This window comes from Microbacterium sp. NPDC057944 (genome assembly GCF_042887445.1).
Taxonomy (GTDB): Bacteria; Actinomycetota; Actinomycetes; order Actinomycetales; family Microbacteriaceae; genus Microbacterium; species Microbacterium natoriense.
Genome location: NZ_JBHVPJ010000001.1, coordinates 289745 through 313840, shown reverse-complemented (window position 1 = coordinate 313840; position 24096 = coordinate 289745). Strand labels below are relative to the sequence as shown.

The 24096-nt window shown below is 70.0% G+C and carries 17 protein-coding genes; 10 read left to right on the top strand and 7 right to left on the bottom strand.

What is annotated here, in order from left to right:
- Nucleotides 1-39: 39 nt before the first annotated feature.
- Nucleotides 40-303, bottom strand: coding sequence for a glutaredoxin domain-containing protein (locus ACFVRO_RS01495; RefSeq protein ID WP_105673911.1), 264 nt, complete (start codon nucleotides 301-303; stop codon nucleotides 40-42).
- Between the two features lie 73 nt (nucleotides 304-376).
- On the opposite strand from ACFVRO_RS01495, the gene ACFVRO_RS01490 reads away from it, so the two are divergent.
- Nucleotides 377-769 carry an SIP domain-containing protein gene (locus tag ACFVRO_RS01490; protein ID WP_386948485.1) on the top strand — a complete coding sequence of 131 codons (393 nt, stop codon included), beginning with the start codon at nucleotides 377-379 and terminating at the stop codon, nucleotides 767-769.
- 90 nt (nucleotides 770-859) lie between these two features.
- Here the strand turns inward: ACFVRO_RS01490 and ACFVRO_RS01485 are convergent, their stop codons facing one another.
- The gene (locus ACFVRO_RS01485; RefSeq protein ID WP_105673915.1) at nucleotides 860-1315 is read right to left on the bottom strand and encodes an adenylyltransferase/cytidyltransferase family protein; all 456 of its coding nucleotides are present in this window, start codon (nucleotides 1313-1315) and stop codon (nucleotides 860-862) included.
- Nucleotides 1316-1516: 201 nt separating this feature from the next.
- Between ACFVRO_RS01485 and ACFVRO_RS01480 the strand changes: the two genes are divergently transcribed.
- Complete coding sequence (locus ACFVRO_RS01480) at nucleotides 1517-2722, top strand: glycosyltransferase (protein ID WP_386948482.1); 1206 nt, start codon at nucleotides 1517-1519, stop codon at nucleotides 2720-2722.
- Here the strand turns inward: ACFVRO_RS01480 and ACFVRO_RS01475 are convergent.
- Both ACFVRO_RS01475 and ACFVRO_RS01470 read right to left on the bottom strand, forming a co-directional pair.
- The gene (locus tag ACFVRO_RS01475) at nucleotides 2719-3627 is read right to left on the bottom strand and encodes a glycosyltransferase family 2 protein (RefSeq protein ID WP_386948481.1); all 909 of its coding nucleotides are present in this window, start codon (nucleotides 3625-3627) and stop codon (nucleotides 2719-2721) included. The two genes, ACFVRO_RS01480 and ACFVRO_RS01475, sit on opposite strands and share 4 nt — an antisense overlap.
- Entirely contained in the window at nucleotides 3624-4577 is a 954-nt protein-coding gene (locus ACFVRO_RS01470) for a glycosyltransferase (RefSeq protein WP_386951577.1), read from the bottom strand. The genes ACFVRO_RS01475 and ACFVRO_RS01470 overlap by 4 nt, the downstream gene beginning before the upstream one ends.
- Before the next feature lie 181 nt (nucleotides 4578-4758).
- Here ACFVRO_RS01470 and ACFVRO_RS01465 point away from each other — a divergent pair, with 181 nt between their 5' ends.
- The 7 genes from ACFVRO_RS01465 (at nucleotide 4759) to ACFVRO_RS01435 (ending at nucleotide 18777) form a co-directional block, all read left to right on the top strand.
- Nucleotides 4759-5493: a CDP-alcohol phosphatidyltransferase family protein gene (locus ACFVRO_RS01465; protein WP_386948478.1), complete on the top strand. Its 735-nt coding sequence runs from the start codon at nucleotides 4759-4761 to the stop codon at nucleotides 5491-5493.
- 5 nt (nucleotides 5494-5498) lie between these two features.
- Nucleotides 5499-6404: a glycosyltransferase family 2 protein gene (locus ACFVRO_RS01460; RefSeq protein WP_386948475.1), complete on the top strand. Its 906-nt coding sequence runs from the start codon at nucleotides 5499-5501 to the stop codon at nucleotides 6402-6404.
- Entirely contained in the window at nucleotides 6401-7039 is a 639-nt protein-coding gene (locus tag ACFVRO_RS01455) for a hypothetical protein (RefSeq protein ID WP_386948472.1), read from the top strand. The genes ACFVRO_RS01460 and ACFVRO_RS01455 overlap by 4 nt, the downstream gene beginning before the upstream one ends.
- Nucleotides 7040-7119: 80 nt before the next feature.
- A complete protein-coding gene (locus ACFVRO_RS01450; protein ID WP_386948470.1) occupies nucleotides 7120-7740 on the top strand; it encodes a hypothetical protein in 621 nt (206 codons plus the stop codon).
- A complete protein-coding gene (locus tag ACFVRO_RS01445) occupies nucleotides 7740-12410 on the top strand; it encodes a PKD domain-containing protein (protein ID WP_386948467.1) in 4671 nt (1556 codons plus the stop codon). The genes ACFVRO_RS01450 and ACFVRO_RS01445 overlap by 1 nt, the downstream gene beginning before the upstream one ends.
- 331 nt (nucleotides 12411-12741) lie before the next feature.
- Nucleotides 12742-17418, top strand: coding sequence for a PKD domain-containing protein (locus ACFVRO_RS01440; protein WP_386948466.1), 4677 nt, complete (start codon nucleotides 12742-12744; stop codon nucleotides 17416-17418).
- A gap of 60 nt (nucleotides 17419-17478) precedes the next feature.
- A complete protein-coding gene (locus tag ACFVRO_RS01435; protein ID WP_386948464.1) occupies nucleotides 17479-18777 on the top strand; it encodes a hypothetical protein in 1299 nt (432 codons plus the stop codon).
- Here ACFVRO_RS01435 and ACFVRO_RS01430 read toward each other — a convergent pair.
- The 3 genes from ACFVRO_RS01430 to ACFVRO_RS01420 are packed head-to-tail and all read right to left on the bottom strand — an operon-like array spanning nucleotide 18705 to nucleotide 22455.
- Nucleotides 18705-20171 carry a lipopolysaccharide biosynthesis protein gene (locus ACFVRO_RS01430; protein ID WP_105673938.1) on the bottom strand — a complete coding sequence of 489 codons (1467 nt, stop codon included), beginning with the start codon at nucleotides 20169-20171 and terminating at the stop codon, nucleotides 18705-18707. The genes ACFVRO_RS01435 and ACFVRO_RS01430 overlap by 73 nt on opposite strands.
- The gene (locus ACFVRO_RS01425; protein WP_386948462.1) at nucleotides 20171-21382 is read right to left on the bottom strand and encodes a Coenzyme F420 hydrogenase/dehydrogenase, beta subunit C-terminal domain; all 1212 of its coding nucleotides are present in this window, start codon (nucleotides 21380-21382) and stop codon (nucleotides 20171-20173) included. The genes ACFVRO_RS01430 and ACFVRO_RS01425 overlap by 1 nt, the downstream gene beginning before the upstream one ends.
- Entirely contained in the window at nucleotides 21379-22455 is a 1077-nt protein-coding gene (locus tag ACFVRO_RS01420) for a polysaccharide pyruvyl transferase family protein (RefSeq protein ID WP_386948459.1), read from the bottom strand. Before ACFVRO_RS01420 ends, ACFVRO_RS01425 begins: the two co-directional genes overlap by 4 nt.
- Nucleotides 22456-22714: 259 nt before the next feature.
- On the opposite strand from ACFVRO_RS01420, the gene ACFVRO_RS01415 reads away from it, so the two are divergent.
- Nucleotides 22715-24088 carry a polysaccharide biosynthesis tyrosine autokinase gene (locus ACFVRO_RS01415; RefSeq protein ID WP_386948456.1) on the top strand — a complete coding sequence of 458 codons (1374 nt, stop codon included), beginning with the start codon at nucleotides 22715-22717 and terminating at the stop codon, nucleotides 24086-24088.
- Nucleotides 24089-24096: the final 8 nt, after the last annotated feature.

Below are 24096 nucleotides of genomic sequence, written 5' to 3'. Positions count from 1 at the left end.
CGCCCTGCGGGGTCGGCGAGGATCGTACGCTGATCGGGATCAGATCAGGGAGAGCTCGCGGAGCTTCGCCTCGACGTCGGCGTTGGACGGCTCGACGTGGTGGGAGGAGTCCGGGTAGACGACGACGGGGATGTTCGTGCGGCCCGAGATCTCCTTCGCGACGTCGGCCGCGGAGGGATCGGCGACGAGGTCGATGTAGGTGTACTCGATGCCGAGCTCGTCGAGCTGCTTCTTGGTGCGGATGCAGTCGCGGCACCAGTCGGCGCCGAACATCGTGATCTCGGATGCTGCAGGAGTGGTCATACATCCAGGGTACGACGAACGGATGCCCCCGGCGTCGTTGACGAGTAAGGGTAGCCTTACCTATGCTTTAGGGATGAGCACCGCATGCGAGCACCTCGAGGATCCGGACTGGGAGAGCATCGAGGGCGCGGTGCTCATCGCGGGGGATGCCGCGGACGCCGTGTTCATCGCCGGCATCTGCGCCCGGCTGCCGTGGGACGCGCAGGGCGTGGTCCTGCTCGAGGCCGCCGCACGCATCCAGCTCCGCCACATCGACGTGCCCGACGGGGTGTCGGTGCGATGGCTGATGCGGGGCGACGGCATCCGCCAGCACCTCAAGGGGGAGCGTCTCGCCGCCGCGGTCCACGCCTGGTGTGTGGAGTGGACCTGCACGGAGCCTCCGGCGCAGTGGACGGTCTGGCTCGGCCCGCACACTCCTCCGCGGGTGGCCCGCATGGCTCGGAGCCTGCTCGGCGTCGCCAACTGACCACGCGCCGCCGACCCCGGAGGGCGGCGGCGCGTCCCTCGACCGCATCGACCCGGCGGCCCCAGCTCGGCCGGATCGATGCGGTCGGTCTCAGCGCGCGACGGCGGATGCCGTCTGCGCGGCCCCGGCGGTGATCGCATCGAGGGCGCGGCGCAGCGAGGAGCTCGAGGTGTGGGCGGTGTACGGGAAGTACACGACCTCCACTCCGACCTCGGCGAACTCCCGCTCGAGCCGCAGGCCCTTCTCGGTGCCCCGCCAGTCGTCGCCCTTGAAGAAGTGCGTGAAGTGCACGTCTCGCCAGGAGTCCATCTTCGACGGCGTCGTCTCGACGTAGACGTCGTCGACGAACGAGATGTGACGAACGATCTCCGCGCGCTCCGCCGTCGGGATGACGGGCTCGATGCCCTTCACCTCGCGCAGCATCTCGTCGCTCACGACGCCGGCGATCAGAATGTCGCACTGCTGCTTGGCGTGTCGAAGAAGGTTCAGGTGCCCGACGTGAAACAGGTCGAAGGCACCAACGGCATAGCCGATGCGCGTCCCCATGATCTCCCCAGATCAGTAGATTCCCCAGAAGCGGATCCCCATCCGCTCAGCGACTCCCACAGCCGCATCCGGTCAGCCTAGCAGGAGTTCGCGCGAAGCGGGGAGCCCCCGGTTCTGACCCTTCTCACGCGGGGCCGAATATGGAAAGGTTGTTTATGAAGTGAGAGAGGACGTTCTCAACTCATAGCAACCCGTGAAACGATGGAGTCGGCATCCGAAGAGGGGGATCAGGTGGTGGCAGAGGTCACGGTCATCGTGCCGACGTACAACGAGCGCGACAACGTCGCGGAGCTCGTCGCACGCACCGCCGCCGCGCTCGCGGGGCGTGACGCCGAGATCCTCTTCGTCGACGACAGCACCGACGACACCGCTCTCGAGGTCGAGCGGGTCGCGGCCGACGCGCCCCTGCCCGTCCGCGTGATCCACCGCGAAGACAACACCGGCGGACTCGGCGGCGCCGTGGTCGTCGGGCTCAAGGCCGCGGCATCCGACCTCTGCATCGTCATGGACGGCGACCTGCAGCATCCGCCTGAGCTGCTGCCCTCGCTCCTCGACCGCCACGACGAGGGTGGCGCCGACGTCGTCGCGGCGTCGCGCTACATCGGCGGAGGCGACACCAGCGGGCTCGGCACGGCCGTGAGATTCGGGGTGTCGCGCGCCGCGACCTGGCTGACCAGGGCGATGTTCCCGATCCGCCTCGCGCGCAGCACCGACCCGATGACCGGCTTCTTCCTGGTGGACCGCAACAGGCTCGACCTCGACGCGCTCCGACCGCAGGGGTTCAAGATCCTCCTCGAGATCCTCGCGCGCACCGACCTGCGCATCGCCGAGGTGCCGATGGAGTTCGCCGAGCGGCGCCACGGCACATCCAAGGCGAGCCTCCGCCAGGGGGCCACGTTCATCGCCCACCTGGCCAGGCTCCGCTTCGGGAAGATGTCGCTGTTCGCGATGATCGGCGTCATCGGCGCCGTCGCCAATCTCGGCATCATGTGGCTGCTCGTCGAGGCGGGAGTGCCGGACATCTGGGCGGCGATCATCGGCGCCGAGGTCACGATCATCGGCAACTTCCTGCTGCAGGAGCGCTTCGTCTTCGCCGACATGCGCACGGATGCCAGGGCCCTCGGCATCCGCTTCGCCTCGTCGTTCGCGTTCAACAACGCCGAGGCGGCACTGCGCATCCCGGTAATGGCGCTGATGGCCTCGAGCTGGCACATCTCCAGCGTGCTCGCCACGGCGCTCTCGCTGATCGTCGCGTTCTTCGCCCGATTCCTGTTCCACTCCCTCGTCGTCTACGCGCCCCGTCGGCGGCGGAAGGCGGATGCCACGGGAGAGCCTCCCGTCGACACCGCGGCGCTCAGGGTCATCAGGGCGATCGACGCCGAGGCGATGCGGCCGGGGGAGCTCTAGCTCTTCGGGCGGGCGTACTCGCCGCGCACGATGCCGAGGGCGGCGAGCATCCGTCCCTGCGCGAACCAGGCGCGCCGCTGGTAGACGGCGTTCGCCGCCGTGTCGCGTCGCAGGGCAGAAACCGCGCGTCCGCCGGTGAAGGCGACCCAGCGCACCGCTCCGCCGACCAGGTGCGCGACGTGCAGGAGCGGGCGCTTCCACGCCGGCGCCTCCCGGATCAGCAGCCGCACGCGGGCCTGCCCGTGCGAGATCGCGCGGCGGTGCACGAACTCGCGCGTCGTGCGCTCGAGCGCGATGTCGTCGCGGGCCACGGAGTCGGCGGAGGCCACGATCGATCCACCCCGCGCGACGACGGCGCGGCCGAACACGTTGTCCTCGCCGCCGATGAGGCCGAGCGAGACGTCGAAGCGCACGCCGAGGGCCCGCACCTGGGCGGTGTCGACGAGCACGTTCCCCGTGGCGAGGGAGTCGAGCCGCTTGCCGTTCGGGAAGCGCGTGCGGCGCATGAAGCCGCCCGCGGCGATCCACGGATCGGTGCCCTCGGGCCACACGTAGCGGACGTAGCCCATCACCACGGCGGCGCGGGTCTCGCGCCAGACGTCGACCAGGCCGTGCAGCCACCCGTCCTCGGGGAACACGTCGTCGTCGATCATGACCGTGAGCTCGTCGTCGGATGCCGCGTCGACGGCCGCCTGCCGGACGGCGGCGATGCCGGGGGTCGTCTCCGAGAGGTACTCGACGCCCAGCTCTCCGGCGACGACCTCGGCGGATCGCTCCGGGTCGTTATCGACGAGCAGGATGCGCGTGCGCAGCCCATCGGTCTGCGTGCGGATCGCCGCGACCAGAGGGGGCAGCAGAGCAGCGCGTCGGTACGTCGGGACGGCGATCAGCACGGACTCGGTCATCGTGTCGCTCCGCGACGGTGCGCCACCGCGCGCGTGAAGGCCTCGCGATGGGCGACGCCCGCCCGGTCCCAGTCACGGGCCGAGAGGTCGGGCTCGCCGGCGGGAAGGGTGCGGATCGCGTCGGCGAACGCCAGGAGATCGGATGCCGCCAGCTCCTCGTCGAACATCGTGATCCAGCCGGGGCCGACCTCCGCCGACAGGGCTTCGTTGACGGCGGTGCGGGGCACCAGCACGGGGCGGTTCAGGGACAGCGCCGCGAGCACGGTGCCGGAGTTGTGCATGAAGCGGTAGGGCAGCACGATGCCGGAACTACTCATGACGGCGCGGGCGAAGTCGGGCTCCGACAGGTAGCGGAGGTCGAGCTCGATGCGGCGGTCGGCCTTCGCGCTCGCCCGCACCTCGTCGGCGAGGCCGGCGCTGGTCGGGTTGCCGGCGATGCGCAGCCGCAGCTCGGGGGCGGCCTCCGCCGTCTCCGTGAAGACGCGGATCAGGTCCTCGACGCCCTTGTACCGTCGCACGAGGCCGACGAATCCGAGGGTTCCGGGAGCGGCATCCGTCTTCTCGACATCGGCGAACCAGTCGCGGTAGTGGCCGTGCGGGATCAGGGTGGACTCCGCGCCCTCCGGCAGCTCCGTCAGCTCGTTGAGCACGATGCGGTGATCGGTGCGACGCTCCACCCATTCGAGGTAGCGGCGCTGCCAGGGGGAGACGTCGCCAGGGAGCTCGACGTTGTGCACGGTGCGGATGACGGCGACCCGGCCCATCGAGATGCGGGCCCGCAGCGCGATCGCGTACGCCCGACGGGCGAGGCCCTTCGCACCCGTCCCGGAGCCGAACAGCGTCTCGGGCCAGTGGAACTGGATGGCGTCGAGTCGGCCGAACAGCGCCTGACGGCGGTCGAAGCGCAGGTGCTCGACGCCCGGCGTCGACGCCAGCGCCTCATCCAGCATGTGCACGTACGGATTGGATGTGGGGCGCGGCGCCCCGAATGACTGCATCACCCTGATCGGGCGCGCAGAACCCCCTGATTTGTTCCCCATGGTTCCAGTGTGCCAGCAGTCGGGCTCTACACTGGTCGGGAATGACCCGGGCATGTGGGGTGCCCGTGGGTCGTGACATAGGGGAGTCGACATGTCCGCATCCTTCGCTGCCGCATACCGGCAGCTGGCAGCTGCGCAGAAGGGCCATGCCCGCGGGGCGCCCGGCTACTCGGTGTACGTGAACCGCAGGGTCGGGCGGATGCTGGCCGCCTTCGCGTTCCGTCTGGGCATCACGCCGAACCAGGCCACGGCCATCAGCGCCGTGCACACGTTCACCGGTCTCGCGCTCCTGCTCCTCCTCCCGGCGGCGTGGTGGACCGGCATCCTCGTCGCCCTGCTGCTCGCCCTCGGCTACGCGTGGGACTCGGCCGACGGTCAGATCGCACGGCTCCGCGGCGGCGGCAGCCTCGCGGGCGAGTGGCTCGACCACTTCGTCGACGCGCTGAAGATCGCCTCGCTGCACCTCGTCGTGCTGCTCGCTCTGCAGCTGCACACCCCGCTCGCCGGCACACCGTGGCTGCTCATCCCGCTCGCCTTCTCGGTGGTCGACGTCGTGACGTTCTTCGGGATGCTCCTCAACGACCTGCTGAAGCAGAAGAAGGGAGTGCAGTCGACGCACTCCCGCGGCGGCGGCACCTTCCTGCGGTCGATGATCCTGCTGCCCACCGACTTCGGGCTGCTGTGCCTGGTGTTCGCCCTGTGGGGATGGACGACCGGCTTCCTCGCCGTCTACGCCGTGCTCGCCCTGATCAACGCGCTGTTCCTCGCGCTCGCCGCCGTGAAGTGGTTCCGTGAGATCAGCGCGCTCGACCGCGAGGACGGCTGAGCGGCATGGCTGCCGCACCCGCGTTCGCGGTCGTCACGGTCAACTACGGTTCCAGTGCGCTGATCGCCGAGAACTTCGGCCGCCTCGCGCTGCCGCCGGAGGGGCGACTGGTCATCGTCGACAGCTTCAGCTCCGCGGCCGAGCGCGAGGCCGTCCGCACCGTGGCCGACGCGCTGGGCGCCGAGTGCGTGCTGCTCGACGAGAACCTCGGCTACGGCGGCGGGACCAACGCCGGGGCGGCGCGGGCGCTCGAGCTCGGCGCCGAGGTGATCGTGCCTCTCAACCCCGATGCGAGCGTCGCGATCGACGACCTGCGTCGGATCGTCGACGCCGCGCACGGCACCCGAGATCTCGTGTCTCCCCGCATCGTCACGGGAACGGGCGCCAACTGGTTCGCGGGAGCCGACCTCTACCTCGATGACGGCACGACCGCCGGGCGCGCGGCCAGGGCGAGGCACGAGGGCCGCCCTCGACGCGAGTGGGCCACCGGGGCGTGCTTCGCGCTGTCCGCCGACGTGTGGCGGGACCTCGACGGATTCGACGAGGAGTACTTCCTGTACTGGGAGGACATCGACCTCTCGCATCGTGTGCTCGATGCCGGCGGGGCGCTCGTGCTGGCCGACGCGGTCGTCGTCCACGACGAGGGCGGCACCCACGAGGGCGAGACCACCGATCGTGCGAAGTCGCCGACGTACTACTACTTCAACATCCGCAACCGGATGATGTACGCCCGCAAGCATCTCGATCAGGACGGCATCCGCCGGTGGCGGCGCTCCTCGCTGCGCGTCGGGTACGGGATCCTCCTTCAGGGCGGTCGGCGCCAGCTTCTGTCCACTGCTCCGTGGCGCGCCTATGCGCGCGGGGTCCGCGACGGCTTCCGGGTGAGCCGGGGGAAGGTGACGGGACGATGAGCGGCATCCTCACGGTCTGCGACGCGAACGTGTGCCGTTCGGTCGCAGCGGAGTTCCTCCTCGCCGAGGAGTTCTCGCAGCGCGCCTCGCTCGCGGGGGTGCGGGTATCCAGTCGAGGGGCGCAGGCTCTGCAGGCCCACTCCGCCTGTCGGCTCGTGGCGGAGATGCGCGAGGACGAGACCTGGCTCGCGCGGTCCCGACGGCATCAGTCGCTCCAGCTCGGCGCCGAGGAGATCGAGGACGCGGATCTGATCCTGACGGCGACGACGAGCTCCCGTGCGGCGGTCGTGTCGCTGGTTCCGGGTGCGCGGCGCCGGGTCTTCACGCTGCGCGAGGCCCTGTGGCTCGCTCCGGGGTTCGCACCGAGACCGGGCGCGGTCGGCGACGACCTCGTGCGCGACTTCGCCGCGCACCTCGATGCGCAGCGCGGGCTCCAGCAGGTTCCGGTGAAGCGGGCGCGTCCGTGGCGGCGCGCTGCTCACCCCTTCGACATCGCAGACGGGCACGGCGCCGGTCGTCGTGCTCACGCCGCGACGCTCCAGCAGGTGCAGAAGACGGTCGCAGAGCTGGTCAGGGCGATGGCCACGGATCCGACTTTGCCTTTTCTCTCGACACGGAGGGCACCCGTCCAGTAGGATTCGGGTTGTGCGACTTAGGGAGTCGCGCATGGGAGCGGCTTAGGGGAGCCGCCACTGGGGAAAACTGGGGAAAAAACGTGAGCCTTCATTGGTGCACGCGTCGAACGGGGTATTCGACGCTGTCAAAAACTGTCGGGGGAGCCGTCGTCATCGCGGCGATGCTCACCCTTGCCGCATGTGCGCCCGCTGAGACGGACGGCGCTTCGCCGTCGCCGTCGCCGTCGCCGAGCGCGACGCAGATCCTGCCGCCCGGCGCGACCGAGAGTCCCGACGCCGGGGACGGCCCGCAGACCGCGGCTCCGCTTCCGACGCAGGAGGCCGCCGTCGGCGAGACCGTCGCCTTCGACACCGGCATCTCCGTCGTGATCGACAAGGTCGAGTCCGTGACCGTCAAGGCGGAGACGCCCGGCGAGGTCTCCGGAACCGCCGTCGTCGTCACCGTCACCGCGAAGAACGGCACGGATGCCGCGCAGAGTCTCGACTCCGCCGTCGTCACCGTCAACGCGCAGGACGGCGAGCCCGGCATCGGCACGACCGCGGGCGATCCCGCGCCGCTGACCGGCGCACTCGCACCGGGGAAGTCCGCCACCGGTCGCTATGTCTTCATGCTCGGCTCCGCGTCCGGTCGCGACGTCGCCGTCTCCGTCAACTACGCCGCCGGTGAGCCCGTGGCGATCTTCACCGGAAAGGTCTCCTGATGGCTGTACAGGCTGGAACCTCGCGCTCGCGTCTGCGGGCGGCCCTGGCGCTCGGCGTCGGCATCGCTCTCGCAGCGGCCGCTGTCGTCGCCGTCCCGAACGCCGCGTCCGCGGCGGTGCCGGCGGCGAAGGCGCCTCTGCTCGAGCGCACAAACGACGTGATCACCTCCGACCCGCTGCCGACGGTCCAGATCGACTCGGGGTACGTGTGGGCGCAGGCCACGATCGGCAACATCGTCTACGCGGGCGGCAGCTTCACGAACGCGCGGGCCGCGCTCGCGGCTCCGGGCACGAGCCTGACCCCGCGCAGCAACATCCTCGCCTACGACATCACGACGGGTGAGCTGCAGGGCTTCGCTCCTGCGGTGAACGGCGTGATCAAGGCCGTCGCGGCGTCTCCCGACGGATCGCGCATCTACATCGGCGGCTCGTTCACGCAGGTCAACGGCACCGCGCGGTACAACTTCGCGGCCCTCGACGCCCAGACCGGGCAGCTGATCCCGGGCTTCGCTCCCGCGGTCGGCGGCGCCGGCGTGTACGGCATCGCGGTGAGCGCGGACTCCGTGTACGTGGCGGGCAACTTCACGCAGGCGAACACGGTGGCGCGCAAGAACTTCGCGGCCTTCGCGACCTCGAACGGGGCGCTGCGCGACTGGGCGCCGACCTCCGACCAGCAGGTCGACGCGCTCGTCATGGAGCCCGGCGGGCAGCACGTGATCGCCGGCGGACGCTTCTACCTCATCAACAACGCGACCCAGCGCGGGCTCGTGGCTCTCGATCCGACCACCGGCGGCATCGACACCGGATGGGCCGCACCGAACACCGTGAAGAACGGCGCACCGCTGAGCTCGAGCTACGCGGGCAAGACCGGCATCTTCGGCCTGTCCGTCGACCAGTCCGGTGTCTACGGCACCGGCTGGGTCTATGCGAACGCCGCGTCGGGAAACCTCGAGGGCGCGTTCGCTGCCGAGGCGGGCACCGGAGCGATCCGCTGGGTGGCCGACTGCCACGGCGACAACTACGGCGTGTACTCGACCGGCAAGGTCGTCTACACCACGAGCCACACGCACGCCTGCGAGACGGCCAACCTCTGGCCCGAGCAGAGCACGCGCACCTGGCGCTACATGCTCGCCTTCACCGCCACCGCCGAGGGCACGCTCACGCGCAGCCTCACGGCGGGCACGACCTACGCCGACTGGAACGGCACGCCCTCCCCCTCCGCGTACGCGGTGACCCCCGACTACACGGTCGGCACTGCATCGGGTCTTGGTCAGGCGGGCCTGTCGATCACGGGCGCCGGCGACTACGTCGCCGTCGCGGGAGAGTTCACGAGCGTGAACAACAAGATGTTCCAGGGCATCGTGCGCTTCTCCTCCAAGCCCGCGGGCGGCGCCAAGCAGGGGCCGCGACTGTCCGGCACCGACTGGGCCACGCCGACGGCGACGTCGACGCAGTCCGGACGCGTGCGCGTGTCGACCACGACGAACTGGGATCGCGACAACCGCGACCTCACCTATCAGCTGCTCCGTTCCGACTCGGCCACTCCGGTCGATCAGGTGACCACGCAGTCGGTCTGGTGGCAGGTCGGCGCGGTCGTCCTCAACGACACCACGGCCGCACCCGGAACCAACTACACCTACACGGTCAAGGCGGTGGATGCCGACGGCAACTCCGCGCTCAGCCAGCCGGTCTCGGTGACCGCCGCCGGCGGCACGGGCTCCGACTACGCCAACCTGGTCCTCAACGACCGCGCCGAGCTGTACTACCCGCTCGGCAGCCTCGGCGGCAACTGGGCCGGCGGCGCGAACCCGGTCGTGGGCAGCGGCGTGAACAACACGTCGCCCGGAGCCGTGCAGGGCACGACCGGCGCCAGCGCCTCCAGCTTCAGCGGCTCCACGTCGGGCCGCGTCTCGTCGGCGACCTCCTCGAAGGGCGACGACAACTACGCCGCCGAGGCCTGGTTCAAGACGAACACCACCCGTGGTGGCAAGATCTTCGGCTACGGCACCTCGCAGACCGGCAGCTCCGGCACCAACGACCGCAACGTCTACATGCTGAACAACGGCCGCCTGATCTACGGCGTGTACCCGGGGTCGACCAAGACCGTGACCACCACGACGTCGTACAACGACAATAAGTGGCACCACGTCGTCTCGACGCTGGGCCCGGCGGGCATGGTGCTCTACGTCGACGGCAAGGCCGTGGCACAGGACACCTCCGTGGTCGCCGCGCAGGACAACTACGTCGGCTACTGGCGCGTCGGCTACGACAACCTGAGCGGATGGCCGAGCGCACCGACGTCGAACTCCTTCGCCGGCAGCATCGACGAGTTCGCGGTCTACCCGAACGCGCTGACGGCCGCGCAGGTCGCGCAGCACTACGCGACGGGTATGGGCTTCAAGGCCCCGACGGCCTCGTTCACCACGGCCGCGACCGACCTCTCGGTCGCCTTCACCGGCACCGCGACCGCCGACACCGGACAGACCATCACGGGCTACTCCTGGAACTTCGGCGACGGACAGACCGCGACCGGCGCGACGCCCACGCACGTGTACGCCGCCTCCGGCACGTACACCGTCACGCTCACCGCCACGGACAGCCGCGGGATCATCGGGGTGTCCACCCAGCAGGTCACGGCCCTCGCGCCGAACGTCCTGCCGACGGCGGACTTCACCTCCACGGTCTCCGGACTCACCGCATCGGTGAACGGCCTGCCGTCCGCCGACTCCGACGGCACGATCGCCGGGTACTCCTGGAACTGGGGCGACGGAACGCCCGCTGGTGCCGGAGCCACGGCCACGCATGCCTACGGGGCGGCGGGAACCTACACCGTGACGCTCACGGTGACGGATGACCGCGGCGGTCAGGCGACCAAGACGGGCGACGTCGTCGTGACGCACGCCGCTCCGGTCGCGTCGTTCGAGGCGAGCCCGAACGTGCTCGACGTGAACGTCAACGCCTCGGCCTCGACCGCGTCGGATGCCGCGACGCTCAGCTACTCCTGGAACTGGGGCGACGGCTCGGCCGCGGGCAGCGGAGCGACCGCGTCGCACCACTACGCGGCGGCCGGCAACTACACGATCACCCTGACGGTGACCGACAGCCTCGGCGCGACAGCGACGACCACCCGCACGGCGACCGTCGCCGACAAGCCGTTCGCGATCCGCGACGACTTCGAGCGCACCGCGGCATCCGGCTGGGGTTCGGCGGAGACCGGCGGCGCGTACACCGTGATGAACGGGGCGGCGGCCGCGGCATCCGTCGCGGGCGGTCGAGGACTGCTGACGCTCGCCACCGGTCAGACGCGCAACGTGGCCCTGCAGGGCACGTCGCTCGCCGACACGCTGACGTCGCTGTCGTACTCGATCGACCAGGCGCCGTCCACCGGCGGATCCTACGTCGGCGTGAGCGCACGCAAGTCCGCGACGAACGAGTACCTGGCCCGCGTCTGGATGCGGACCGACGGCAAGCTCTGGCTCACCGTCCAGCGCGGCAGCACCGTGATCGCCACGCAGGCGCTCACCACGACGTGGGCCGCCGGAGACGTGTTCCGTCTCGCGGTGAACGTCAGCGGTGCGTCGCCGACGACCATCCAGGTGAAGACCTGGAAGGACGGCGCGATCGAGCCCGCCGACTGGCAGCTCACCGTGACCGACTCGACCGCCGACCTGCAGGGGACCGGCTGGACGAGCGTGCACGCATCCCGTGGGTCCACGGCGACGTCGACCGCGGTCTTCTCGTTCGACTCGCTGCGGGTCACCGACCTCAAGGCCCCGCTGCCGAATGTGGCTCCGACGGCGGCGTTCACGAGCACGGTGACGAATCTCGGTGTCGCGGTCGACGGATCGACGTCGACGGACAGCGACGGCACGGTCGCCGGGTACTCCTGGAACTGGGGAGACGGCACCGCCGCAGGCACGGGTGCGACGGCGACGCACACCTACGCCGCGGCGGGCACGTACGACGTGACGCTGACGGTCACGGATGACGACGGCGCCACCGGCACCGTCACCCACCAGGTCGTCGCCACCGACCCGCCCGTCGTGGACCCGGCGATCGCTCGCGATGTGTTCGCCCGCACGGCGACCTCGGGCTGGGGCCCGTCGGACGTCGGCGGTGCGTGGACCCTCACGGGCGGCGCGGCATCGGCCGCATCCGTCGCAGACGGCGTCGGAAAGCTCACCCTCGCGGCGGGCGGAACGCGCAATATGCTGCTGAATTCGGTGTCCGCGAAGAATGTCACGATGTCGGCTGATTTCAGCGCCGATGCGGCTCCGTCCACCGGGTCCGCATATGTCGGCCTTATCGCCCGGTCGAGCGCCACGGACAACTATCTCGTGCGCGCCTGGCTGAACGCGAACGGGACCGTGTCGATCGTGATCCAGCAGGGGTCCGCTGTGCTGTCCACTTACGTGGTCCCGGGAATCACCCGCGGCGCCGGAGATTCGTTCACCCTCAAGGTCGACGTATCCGGCGGAGCATCCACGACGATCTCGGCGAAGCTGTGGCGTCAGGGCACCGAGGAGCCGGCGAACTGGCAGACCTCGTTCGTCGACACCACCGGTATCGACGCGGCTGGCGCCGTCGGAGTGCACGGCAACCGTGTCAGCTCCGCCACCGCTCCGACCGTCATCTCCGTCGACAACTTCCGGGTTCTCGACAACGGCTGATCCGGCCGCAGACGAGGAGTCGACAGGCGGTCGCCTCTCGCCGAGACATTTCTCTGCGAGGGGCGGCCGCTTTCTTGCGTGAAATCGGTGGAAATCTGCAGAAATACCCCTCGACGGGGATGAGGGCGACGGGGTAATATACCAATGCGACCGCTTAGGGGAGTGGTCGTAATACTGGGGAAACTGGGGATCACGTGAACCGTCATCGGTGCACGCGCCGAACAGGGAATTCGGCGCTGTTCGAATTCACTGCGTCTGGCCTTCCGGCCACAGCCTCCGTCAGCCATGCCGTCGGGGAGCCCGTGGCAGTCATATTCGGAAAGGTCGCCTGATGAGCACTCTGGTCGCACGTCGTAGGACCGCGCGCTGGCGCGCGGTGTTCGCCGCATTCGTCGGCATCGTCCTCGCCTTCAGCGCAGCGCTGATCGCTCCCGTCACGGCATCCGCAGCCGTCCCCACCGCCAAGGCGCCGTTCCTCCAGCGAACTGCCGACGTGGCGACGGCCGACGCGCTGCCGACGGTGCAGATCGACTCCGGCTACGTGTGGGCGCAGACCACGGTCGGCAACACCGTGTACGCGGCGGGCAGCTTCTCGAACGCACGGGCCGCGCTCGCCGCTCCCGGCACGAACCTGACTCCGCGCAGCAACATCCTCGCCTACGACATCACGACCGGCAATCTCCTGCCCTTCGCGCCGTCGGTCAACGGCGTGATCAAGTCGATCGCGCACTCGACAGACGGGTCGCGCATCTACATCGGCGGCTCCTTCACCCAGGTGAACGGCACCGCGCGCTTCAACTTCGCCGCCCTCGACGCCCAGACCGGTCAGCTGATCTCCGGCTTCACCCCCTCCGTCGGCGGGGTCGGCGTGTTCGGCATCACACTGCTCGGCGACTCCGTCTATGTGGCAGGCAACTTCACTCAGGCCAACGGGACCGCCCGCAAGAACTTCGCCGCCTTCGCGACCTCGAACGGCGCTCTGCGGAGCTGGGCTCCGACGTCTGATCTGCAGGTCGACGCGCTCGTCACCGACCCCGACGGCTCGCAGATCATCGCGGGCGGCCGCTTCTCCATGGTCAACGGACTCGCCTCGCAGCGCGGGCTCTCGGCCATCGACCCCGTCTCCGGTGTCGTGAACACCGGGTGGCAGGCGAACAGCACGGTCATCAACGGCGCGGCATCCGGAAAGGCGGGCATCTTCGCCCTGTCCACCGATGCCACGGGCGTCTACGGCACCGGCTGGGTCTTCTCCGACGTCAACACCGGCAACCTCGAGGGCGTCTTCGCCGCGGATGCCGGCAGCGGGGCGATCCGCTGGGTGGCCGACTGCCACGGCGACCACTACGGCGTCTACTCCACCGGCAAGGTCGTCTACGCGACGAGTCACATGCACCAGTGCGAGACCGTGAACCTGTGGCCCGAGCAGCCGGTGCGTCAGTACCGCTACATGGAGGCCTTCACCACGACGGCGGAGGGGACCCTGAGCCGCTCGGTCTCCGTCGGCTCCATCTACAAGGACTGGAGCGGCACGCCCTCCCCGTCCGGATACGCCTGGTACCCCGACTTCACGGTCGGCACGGCGTCCGGACTCGGTCAGGCCGGTCTCTCCATCACCGGTGTGGGGGATTACATCTCCGTCGCCGGCGAGTTCACGAGCGTCAACGGCCAGCGCTACCAGGGCATCGTGCGGTTCTCGACGACGCCCTCGGGCGGCGCGAAGCAGGGACCGCGTCTCACCGGCGCGAGCTGGGGTGCCCCGACGGCGGCGACCGCATCTCCTGGCCGCATCCGCGTGTCCATTCCGGTCAACTGGGACCGTGACGACCGCGACCTGACCTACCAGCTCCTGCGCACGGGCACGGCCGGCGTGCTCGACCAGAAGGTCGTGTCGTCGGGGTGGTGGAACAAGACGCAGCTCTCGTTGAGCGACAAGACGGTCGCTCCGGGATCCACGTACACCTATACCGTGAGAGCGGTCGACGCGAACGGCAACGCCGCCACCAGTCAACCGGTCACGGCCACCGCGACGAGCGGATCGGCCTCCGACTACGCCAACGCTGTGCTCGATGACGGCGCACAGCTCTACTACCCGCTGGGAACCACCACCACGGACTGGGCCGGGGGAGCCGACCCGCTGTTCAGCAGCGGGGTGAGCGTCACGTCGCCGGGAGCTGTCGAGGGGACCACCGGGACGTCGGCGTCGAAGCTCGACGGCACGACATCCGGCCTCGTCTCGTCCGGGTCCTCGGTCAGCGGGCCGAACGTCTTCTCCACCGAGGTGTGGTTCAAGACCACCACCACCGACGGCGGCAAGATCGTCGGCTTCGGCAACCAGCAGACCGGCTTCTCCGGGAACTACGACCGGCATCTGTACATGCAGAACAACGGACGACTGACATTCGGCGTCTACCCGGGCGGGGTGCGCACGGTGTCGTCGAGCGCCTCGTACAACGACGGTCAATGGCACCACGCGGTGACGTCCCTCGGCGATGACGGAATGAAGCTCTACGTCGACGGTGCCCTCATCGCGCAGGACGCCTCGGTCACCGATGCGCAGGGCTACGACGGCTACTGGCGCGTGGGCGGAGACAGCATGGGCGGCTGGCCCGATGCTCCCGGACGCTGGGAGTTCAACGGCACGGTCGACGAGTTCGCGGTCTACCCGACGGCGCTGAGCGCCGCGCAGGTCGCCGCCCACTACGCGGTGGGCGCCGGCATCCACGCACCGACCGCCGCGTTCACCTCCACGCCGACGACCCTGTCTGTGGCGTTCGACGCGACGGCCAGCACGGTCGACGCAGGACAGACGGTCACGGGCTACGCGTGGGACTTCGGCGACGGCCACAACGGAACCGGCGCGACCCCGACTCACGTCTACGGGGCCTCCGGCACCTACGACGTCGTGCTGAGCGTCACGGACAGCCGTGGCCTCACGGGTACCGTCACGCACCAGGTCGCCGTCACCGGGCCCAACGTGCTGCCGACGGCGGACTTCACCTCGACGGCATCGGGCCTCACGGCCTCGGTGAACGGCGCGACGTCGGCTGACCCCGACGGCACGATCGCGTCGTACTCCTGGAACTGGGGCGACGGCACCGCGGCCGGCTCGGGCGTCACCGCCTCGCACGCCTATGCAGCACCGGGCACGTACGCGGTCACGCTGACCGTGACCGACGACCGCGGCGGGCAGGCGACGAAGACCGCGAACGTCATCGTGACCCATGCGGCGCCGGTGGCGAGCTTCACGGCCGCCGCCAACGCGCTGACCGTCTCGGTCGACGGGTCGGCGTCCACGGCATCGGATGCCGCGACGCTGGCGTACTCGTGGAACTGGGGAGACGGCAGCCCCGCGGGCAGCGGAGCCACCGCCTCGCACGTCTATGCGTCGGCCGGCGACCTCACGATCACCCTCACGCTGACCGACAGTGTGGGTGCGACCGCCACGACCACGCGCACCGTCACGGTGGCGGACCAGGCCTTCGCGATCCGTGACGATTTCGAGCGCACGGCATCGTCCGGATGGGGGTCTGCCGAGCTCGGCGGCGCCTACACCGTGATGAACGGAGCCGCGTCGGCGGCATCCGTGTCCGGCGGCGCGGGAAAGCTGACGCTGGCGGCGGGGCAGACGCGCAACGTGGCCCTGCAGGGCACGTCGCTCGCCGACACGCTCACGACGCTGACGTACTCCGCCGATCAGGGCCCTGCCACCGGCAACTCCTATGTGGGGGTGAGCGCCCGCAAGTCGGCGACCTCGGAGTACCTCACCCGTGTGTGGATGCGCAACGACGGAAAGCTGTGGCTGGTGATCCAGCGCGACAGCACCGTCCTGGTGTCCAAGGCGCTGACGACCACGTGGGCGGCGGGAGACGTGTTCCGCCTCTCGGTCAAGGTCTCGGGCGCATCGCCGACGACCATCCAGGTGAAGACCTGGAAGGACGGCACCGCGGAGCCCGCCGACTGGCAGCTCTCCACGACCGACGCCACGGCGGGACTGCAGGGCAGCGGATGGACGAGCGTTCACGCGAACCGCGCCGGCAGCGCCACCTCGACCGCGGCGTTCTCGTTCGACGCGCTGCGGGTCACCGACCTCAAGGCCCCGGTCGGTCCGCTGCCGAACGTGGCTCCGACGGCGGCGTTCACGAGCACGGTGACGAACCTCGGTGTCGCGGTGGACGGATCGACGTCGACGGACAGCGACGGAACGGTCGCCGGGTACTCCTGGAACTGGGGAGATGGCACGGCCGCAGGCACGGGTGCGACGGCGACGCACACCTACGCCGCGGCGGGCACGTACACCGTGACGCTGACGGTCACGGATGACGACGGCGCCACCGGCACCGTCACCCACCAGGTCGTCGCCACCGACCCGCCCGTCGGTCCGCAGCCCGGAGCGGTCGTCGCGAGCGACGACTTCGGCAGGACGGCGACCGCGGGCTGGGGCACCGCCGACCTGGGTGGCGCGTGGACGCTCTCCGGGGGTGCGGCGTCCGCAGCATCCGTCGACGGAGCGGGCGTGCTCACGCTCGGCGCCGGCAGCACGCGCAACATGCTGCTCAACACGGTGTCGGCGAAGAACGTCACGATGTCGATGGACTTCAGCGCCGATGCCGCACCGGCGACGGGGCAGGCGTACGCCGGCCTGATCGCACGATCGAGCGCCACGGACAACTACCTCGTGCGCGCGTGGCTGAACGCCAACGGCACCGTGTGGATCGTGATCCAGCAGGGGTCCGCGGTGCTCTCGACGTACCAGGTGCCGGGGATCACGCGCGGTGCGGGCGACGCCTTCACCCTGAAGGTCGACGTGTCCGGCGGGGCCTCGACGACGATCTCGGCCAAGCTCTGGAAGCAGGGCACCGCCGAGCCCGCCGCCTGGCAGACCTCGTTCGTCGACACCACCGGGATCGACGCCGCCGGAGCGGTCGGGGTGCACGCGAACCGCGTGAGCTCCGCCACCGGTCCGGCAGTCCTGAGGGTCGACGGTTTCCGGGTCACGGACAACGGGTGAATCCCAGGGCACGTGCCATAGGCTCGTGCTGATGTCCGAACAGCTGATGCGGCGATCGTCGTGAACGGGAGCACCCTCCTGCTCGCGGCGATCGCCGCTGGCGTGGGCGTGATCGGCATCCTGCTGTTCCGGGCCAGCCCGCGTCTCACCTTCGTGGTCTGGGCTCTCGTCCTCTTCTTCGTGCCCGTGTGGATCGGCGTCAACGTCGGCTTCTTCTGGTCGGCGATCACCCTGCTCACCCTCGTCGCGGTGCTGACCAACATCTCCGACATCCGCCTCAACGGGATAGACCTCATCATGGGGATGTTCACGCTGATGGCGGCGACGCAGTTCGCCCTCAAGATGACCGGACTCTCGGCCACCGTGATCGCTCTGCTCGAGTGGGTGCTGCCGTACATCTGGGGTCGACTGGTGCTGTCGCGCGTGAAGCGCTCGTTCGTCACTGCGGTGCTCGCCACCGTCGTGACGGTGGCGGCCGTGCTCGGGCTCATCGAGTTCGCCACCGGCACGAACATCTTCGTGTCGCTTCCCGCGATGGGGGCTGACCTCTACGCCAGCTGGGGTGGCCTGCAGATCCGTGCCGATCGGCTGCGAGTCGAGGGCGCCTGGGGCCATTCGATCGCGATGGGCGCGGCCTTCGCGATGTCGTCCGCCTTCATCGTCGCCGCCCGATGGCCGGTCGCGGTCCGGCTGGTCGCGCTCGGCATCGTCACTGCGGCGACGGTCACGACCATCAGCCGCATCGGCATGCTGACCCTCGCCTTCACCGTCGTGCTCTCGGTGCTGCTGCTCCCCGGGCTCGATCGCGCGATGCGCTGGTCGGTGGCGGCTCTCGGAGTGGTCGCCGCGATCATCATCATCCCCTTCGTCGGGGAGATCTTCCTCGAGGCGGGCGATGAGGCGGGCGGCAGCGCCGACTACCGTTCCGGACTGTTCTCGCTCGTGTCGCAGGTGCAGCTGTTCGGCAGCGCGGGCGACTGGAGCGGACTCACCGTCGGAGGCGAGTATCTCGGCGCCTACGCGAAGTCGGTCGACAACGCGTTCCTCGTGTTCGCACTGCGGTTCGGGTGGATCCCGTCACTGCTCCTGATCGCCGCGCTCGTGTTCGCCGCGGCGTACATCCTCCGCCCCGGCAAGGCGTCGCCGCCGTCGATCGCCGTGGCCTCCCAGCTGCCCGCGATCTTCGCCGTCGCGCTCATCACGCAGGCAGGCGCGTACCTGTGGTTCCTCGCCGGCCTCGCCGTCGCGTGGGCTCAGCAGGGGAGGGATGCCGATGCGGCCGATGATCAGGCCGCGCTGCCGTCCCTCTTCAGCATGAGCCGCACGAACGAGGACAGCGTCTTCGCGTCGCGACGGTAGACAGGGATCGCGAGGGCGGCCGCGGAGATCGCGAGACCGGCCACGAGACCCACTCCGAGCTGCACCCAGGCGTTCGTCGCCGTGAGGGCCTGCGCGGCGCCCCAGGCGGCGAGTCCGGCGGCCAGCGAGACGGCGATGATGCGCCCGGCGCCCTGGTACAGCTGCCGTCGCGGCATCGGCGTGATCCGGGAGAGCCAGGCGAGCGAGATGGGCCACGCGATCGCGGGATGCACGGCGAAGGCGATGGCGACGCCGAGGACGCCGAAGAACGAGCCGATCACGATGCACACCACCTTGATGAGGGCGGTGACGATCGTGTAGCGGAGCAGGTCGGCACCAAGGCCGCGCGCGAGGTACACCCAGTACCCCACGAACGAGACGGTGGTCAGGATGCCGGCGATCGCGAACATGCGCAGCATCGGGGCGGCCTCCGCCCACCGGCTGCCGAGCATGATGTCGACGGCAGGCTCGGCGAGGCCGGCGACGATCGCCACCGGGATGCCGAACAGGAAGCCCAGTGCGAGCTGCGCGGCCGTCACATAGGTCTCGAAGCGCGGCTGGTCCTGCTGCACGCGCGACAGCACCGGCAGGGCCACCGACTGCAGCGGGGAGCGCACCTGCGTCAGAGGCGTCATGATCAGCTGGAAGGCGCGGTTGTAGAGACCCAGAGGGGCCGTGCCGAACCGGAAGCTGATCATGACCGTGTCGATCTGACGCGCGGCGTAGCCGATCAGGTTGGTCGCGACCAGCGTCCATCCGAAGTTCACCAGCTGCTTGACCGGATGCGATCGCGAGTACGGACGCGGCAGCCAGCGGCCGGCCGCGACGACGCCGACGAGCAGGATGATGCCGGTGACGAGCTGCTGGATCACCAGGGACCAGTAGCCCATGCCGGCGACCGCTGCGACGATCGCGACCGCGAGGGCGATGGCCGACGACGCGACGTCGATGACGGCGAGGGGACGCAGCTTGAGATCGCGCATCAGGTTGGCCCTGTGCTGCGTGGCGAGTCCGTTCAGCAGGAACGTCAGCGACAGCCACTGCGAGATGCCCACGAGCTCGGGCTCGCCGGTCACGGCGCCGATCGCCCACGACAGCGAGAACATGATCGCGGTGAGCACCACGCCGATCGCCGCGTTGATCCAGAACAGGTTGTCGCGCTGGCCGGTGGACAGCTCGGGCGCCTGGATGGATGCCGAGGTGAGGCCGAAGTCGCGGAAGATCTCGCCGAGGCCGACGACGACCAGGACGATCGCCAGCAGGCCGTAGTCGTGCGGAGAGAGGATCCTCGCCAGCACCACGACGGACAGCAGCTGCAGGATGATCCTCGCGGCCTGCGCGGCGAGGGTGAAGTAGGCGCCGCGGGCTGCGGAGTGCGCGAGGGACGAGGCCATCAGTACCTCTGGGCCGCGCGCACCCGGCGGAACGTCCCGCGCAGCACCCGGATCGCCTCGCGGGGCCGCGCGGCGGTCAGGCGGATCAGGTCGAAGCCGCGGTAGCGCGGAGGGCGTCGACCGGCGAGGCGCGAGCCGAGCAGGCGGGCGAAGAGGAACTGCCGACGGGCTGTCTGCAGAGGCTGGGCGTCGCGCAGGTGCGCGCCGGGGAGCGGACGCACGGCGATGACTCCGGCGTCGACGGCGGCGAGGATCACGTCCCGTCCGCGCGGCGTGCGGGCGACGAGGGCGCTGATGCCGTCTCCCTCGGCGAAGGTCGGGTATCCCCGTTCGTCGGTCTCCCAGGAGTCGGCGCACACGATATCGGCGGCCTGTCCGACGCCGTCGGGGCAGATCTTGCAGCGCCACTGCGTGGTGGGCCCGAGAACTCTGCCCCAGGACTCGTCGTAGTCGGCGGAGACCTCGAGATCGCCGCTGCGAGCGGTGAAGCGGCCGGGCCAGCCGTTGCCGCGATAGCGCAGCGCATCGACGGGCTGCTCGGGGGAGATGCCGAGCTCGGTGAGCAGCGACTCGGTGGCCTTCTGGCTCGGGGTGCCGGCGCAGAAGAACGACAGCAGCAGCGGCGCCTCTCCGTCGACGAGCTGCGGCGCCGCGGCGCGCAGCGCCGCCACCTCGCAGGGCTTCGCCGCGACCGCGCTGTCGGTGCGGAACACGTCGGGGTTCTCCAGGGCGCCGACGGGGGCGTAGCGGGAGCCCGCGGCGGCGAGGGCCTGCTCGCGCGTCGTGATCGTCACGGGCACCGTGCGCCGCGGGGAGGTGCGCTCCGCGGCGGCTCCGGTGATGCGGGCGGCCCGGCCGGTGTCGAGCAGCCAGGCGTGCAGCGCCGTGAGCGCGCCGCCGCTGCTGCCGGCGCGCCGGATGTCGTCGTCTGTCGCCCAGGCCTGCCAGAGGCCGACGTTCGGACCGAGCAGGGCATCGTGCTCGGCTCCATCAGGGGCGGCGGGAGCGGTGATGCGCATGCCGGGGCATGAGCGGTCGAACACCTCGGCCGCTCCGTCGATCGGCGCCGACTCCGCCTCGTACGTCGGGCGCAGGTAGCCGCGGTCGTCGAGGCGCATGCTGACGCCGGGATCGAGTCGCGGGCACAGGCCGCACCCCGAGCACGCGTCGCGGGTCAGCACATCGGCGATGCGCTCCTGCAGCGCGGTCACAGCGACTGCTTCAGGCCGGCCACCAGGGGCTCGAGCAGGGCGCGACCCCTGTCGCGGGCCTCTTCTGCGCCGCTGCGCAGATCGGGGGCCGCGGCGTGTGCGAGCACCTCGCCCGCCCAGTCGCCGTTCTCGGTGATCGAGACGACGCGGGTCCAGCCGACGGCATCCATCAGCGGTGCGAACTTGCGCGAGTAGGCCATCGCGATCGCCGGTGTGCCGGTGGAGAGCGCGTTGAGGCAGGCGTGCATGCGGGCACCGATGACGAGCTCGCTCGCCGCGATGATCGACCGCGCGTCCTCGAGGTCGGCGGGCACGACGAGGTCGACCCGTCCGTCGTACTCGGCGGCGAGCTCGCGGCTCACCGGCACGTCGTTGTCGTGGCTCTGCGAGTCGAGCACGTGCGGGAAGATCGTGACCGATCGGCCGGCCGCCAGCAGCTCGTCGATGATGCGGCGGATGGCGTCGCGATAGTGCGGGGCGTCGACGTGCGGGTTGTCGTTCCACAGCAGGCCGGACACGTTCAGCAGCACGTCGCGCTTCGTCTCCGACGGCGTCGGCTGGTCGATGCCGAACACGAGATCGCTCGTGACCGCGGCGACGGGGCGCCCCAGCTGGGCGGAAGCGTTCGCGCTGACGATGTCGCGGGCGAAGACCAGGCGGCTGCGGCGCAGGTTGCGGCGGGCGAGAGCGCGGCCGCGGCGGGTGTGGAACGGGCCGATGGTCTGCGGCGCCATGACCGACGGGACGCCGGCCTGGGCAGCGAACTCGTGCAGCAGCGACATCGTCGTGTGCCGGGTGAGGCCGTAGATGTCGGCGAAGCTGTCGCCCGAGCGGGTGTCCCACACGAGGTCGAAGCCGCGGAGCCAGCGCTGCATGCCGAGGCGCCCCGTGACCCGCTCGCGCACCAGGGCGCGCGGACTCCACGGAACCTCGGGCTGCCGCCGCCCGTAGTTGAGATAGGTGAACTCCGCGTCGGGCCAGACCGATCTGACCAGATCCTCGGACCCGCGCGCGAGCGCGCGGACTCCCAGATTGACGCTGGAATCGTTCGCCCATGCGATGAGAACGCGCACGTAAACCCCCTCGACCCCGACGCGCCCCGTTCGCGATCGGGCCGCTGCCCTTCAGACGCGGTCATGACGACCGCACATCTCCCCAGATGAATGCTCAGCGCGCCGTACGAGGATACGGCTGAGCAGGCTCATCCTAGCATCACGAGCCCCGTATCCTCAGGGTTCGCGCAGGCGGTCGGCTACCATGAGAACGCGCCGCGTTCGCTCGGCGACGTCGTCACATGGGGAGGCGACGCTTGCCGGCACTGGAGGGGCACGGATGAAAGCTGACGCGACGGGTTGGTCGCTCGCCAGCGCATGGTCTGCGATTCGCAAGTTCTGGTACGTCATCATCGGCATGGCCATCATCGGGGGAGCCGTCGGGTACGGCATCTCGGCGACGACGACGCCGCAGTACCAGTCGACGGCGACGCTGTACTTCGCGATGAACCAGGGCACGACGGGCACCGATCTCAACCAGGGCTCGACCTACACCCAGTCGCAGATGCTCTCCTTCGCGCAGCTCGCGACGTCGTCGCGTGTGCTCGCCCCGGTCATCGACGAGCTCGGGCTCGACATCACGCCCAAGGAGCTCGTCCGCAGCATCGCGATCACGATCCCACAGGACACCACGATCCTCAGCGTGCAGGTGACGTCGACCGGCGCCCAGCGCGCGACCGACATCGCCAACGCGATCTCCGAGGAGCTGTCCAGCGCGGTGAAGACGATCGTGGCCAAGGGCGTCGACCAGAAGCCGACGATCATCCCGTCCGTCATCGACGAGGCGGTGGTCCCGCAGTTCCAGTCGCTGCCCAACAAGAGCAAGGATGCCGGGCTCGCCGCCGTCCTCGGTCTCGTCCTCGGCATCCTCTCCGCCTTCATCGCGACGATCGCCGACACCCGCGTGCGCAACGAGGCGGCGCTCGCCCGCGTGACGGACCTGCCCTATCTCGGCTCGATCACCCGCACCAAGCGGGGGACGGATGCCGGGCTGATCGTGGTGCGCGAGCCGCGCAGCCACATCGCGGAGGACTTCCGGCGGGTGCAGGCGTCGCTGGCGTTCGCCAACATCGACGGGCAGTCGCGCCGACTCCTGATCACGTCGGCGTCCCCCGCCGAGGGCAAGTCGACCTTCTCGGCGAACCTCGCCCTCACCCTCGCCGATCTCGGCGAGAACACCCTGCTGATCGACGCCGATCTCCGACGCCCGCGCATCGGCGAGATCTTCGGGCTCGACGCCGCCGTCGGGCTCACATCGGTCGTCCTCGGCTCCGCCGAGCTCAGCGAAGCGGTGATCCCGTGGCGCGAGGGCGGACCCGATCTGCTGCTCTCCGGCGAGGTGCCCCCGAACTCGGCATCCGTGCTCACCTCCCACGCGTTCGCCGAGGTCCTCGGCGCCGCCAGCGAGGGGCACGATGTCGTGGTGATCGACTCCCCTCCGGCGCTCACGGTGGCCGACACGAACCTCGTCGCGCCTCTCGTGGACGGCGTCGTCATCGTGGTCGACGCATCGAAGACCAGCAGGCCCCAGCTGGCGGCGACGATCCGCACGCTCGAAGGGTCGGGCGCGCCCATCATCGGCATCGTCCTGAACAAGGTGCGCCTCCCGCGCAGCCGCACCACGTATTACGCGCAGGAGAAGTCTTCAAGCTAGTCCTGCTA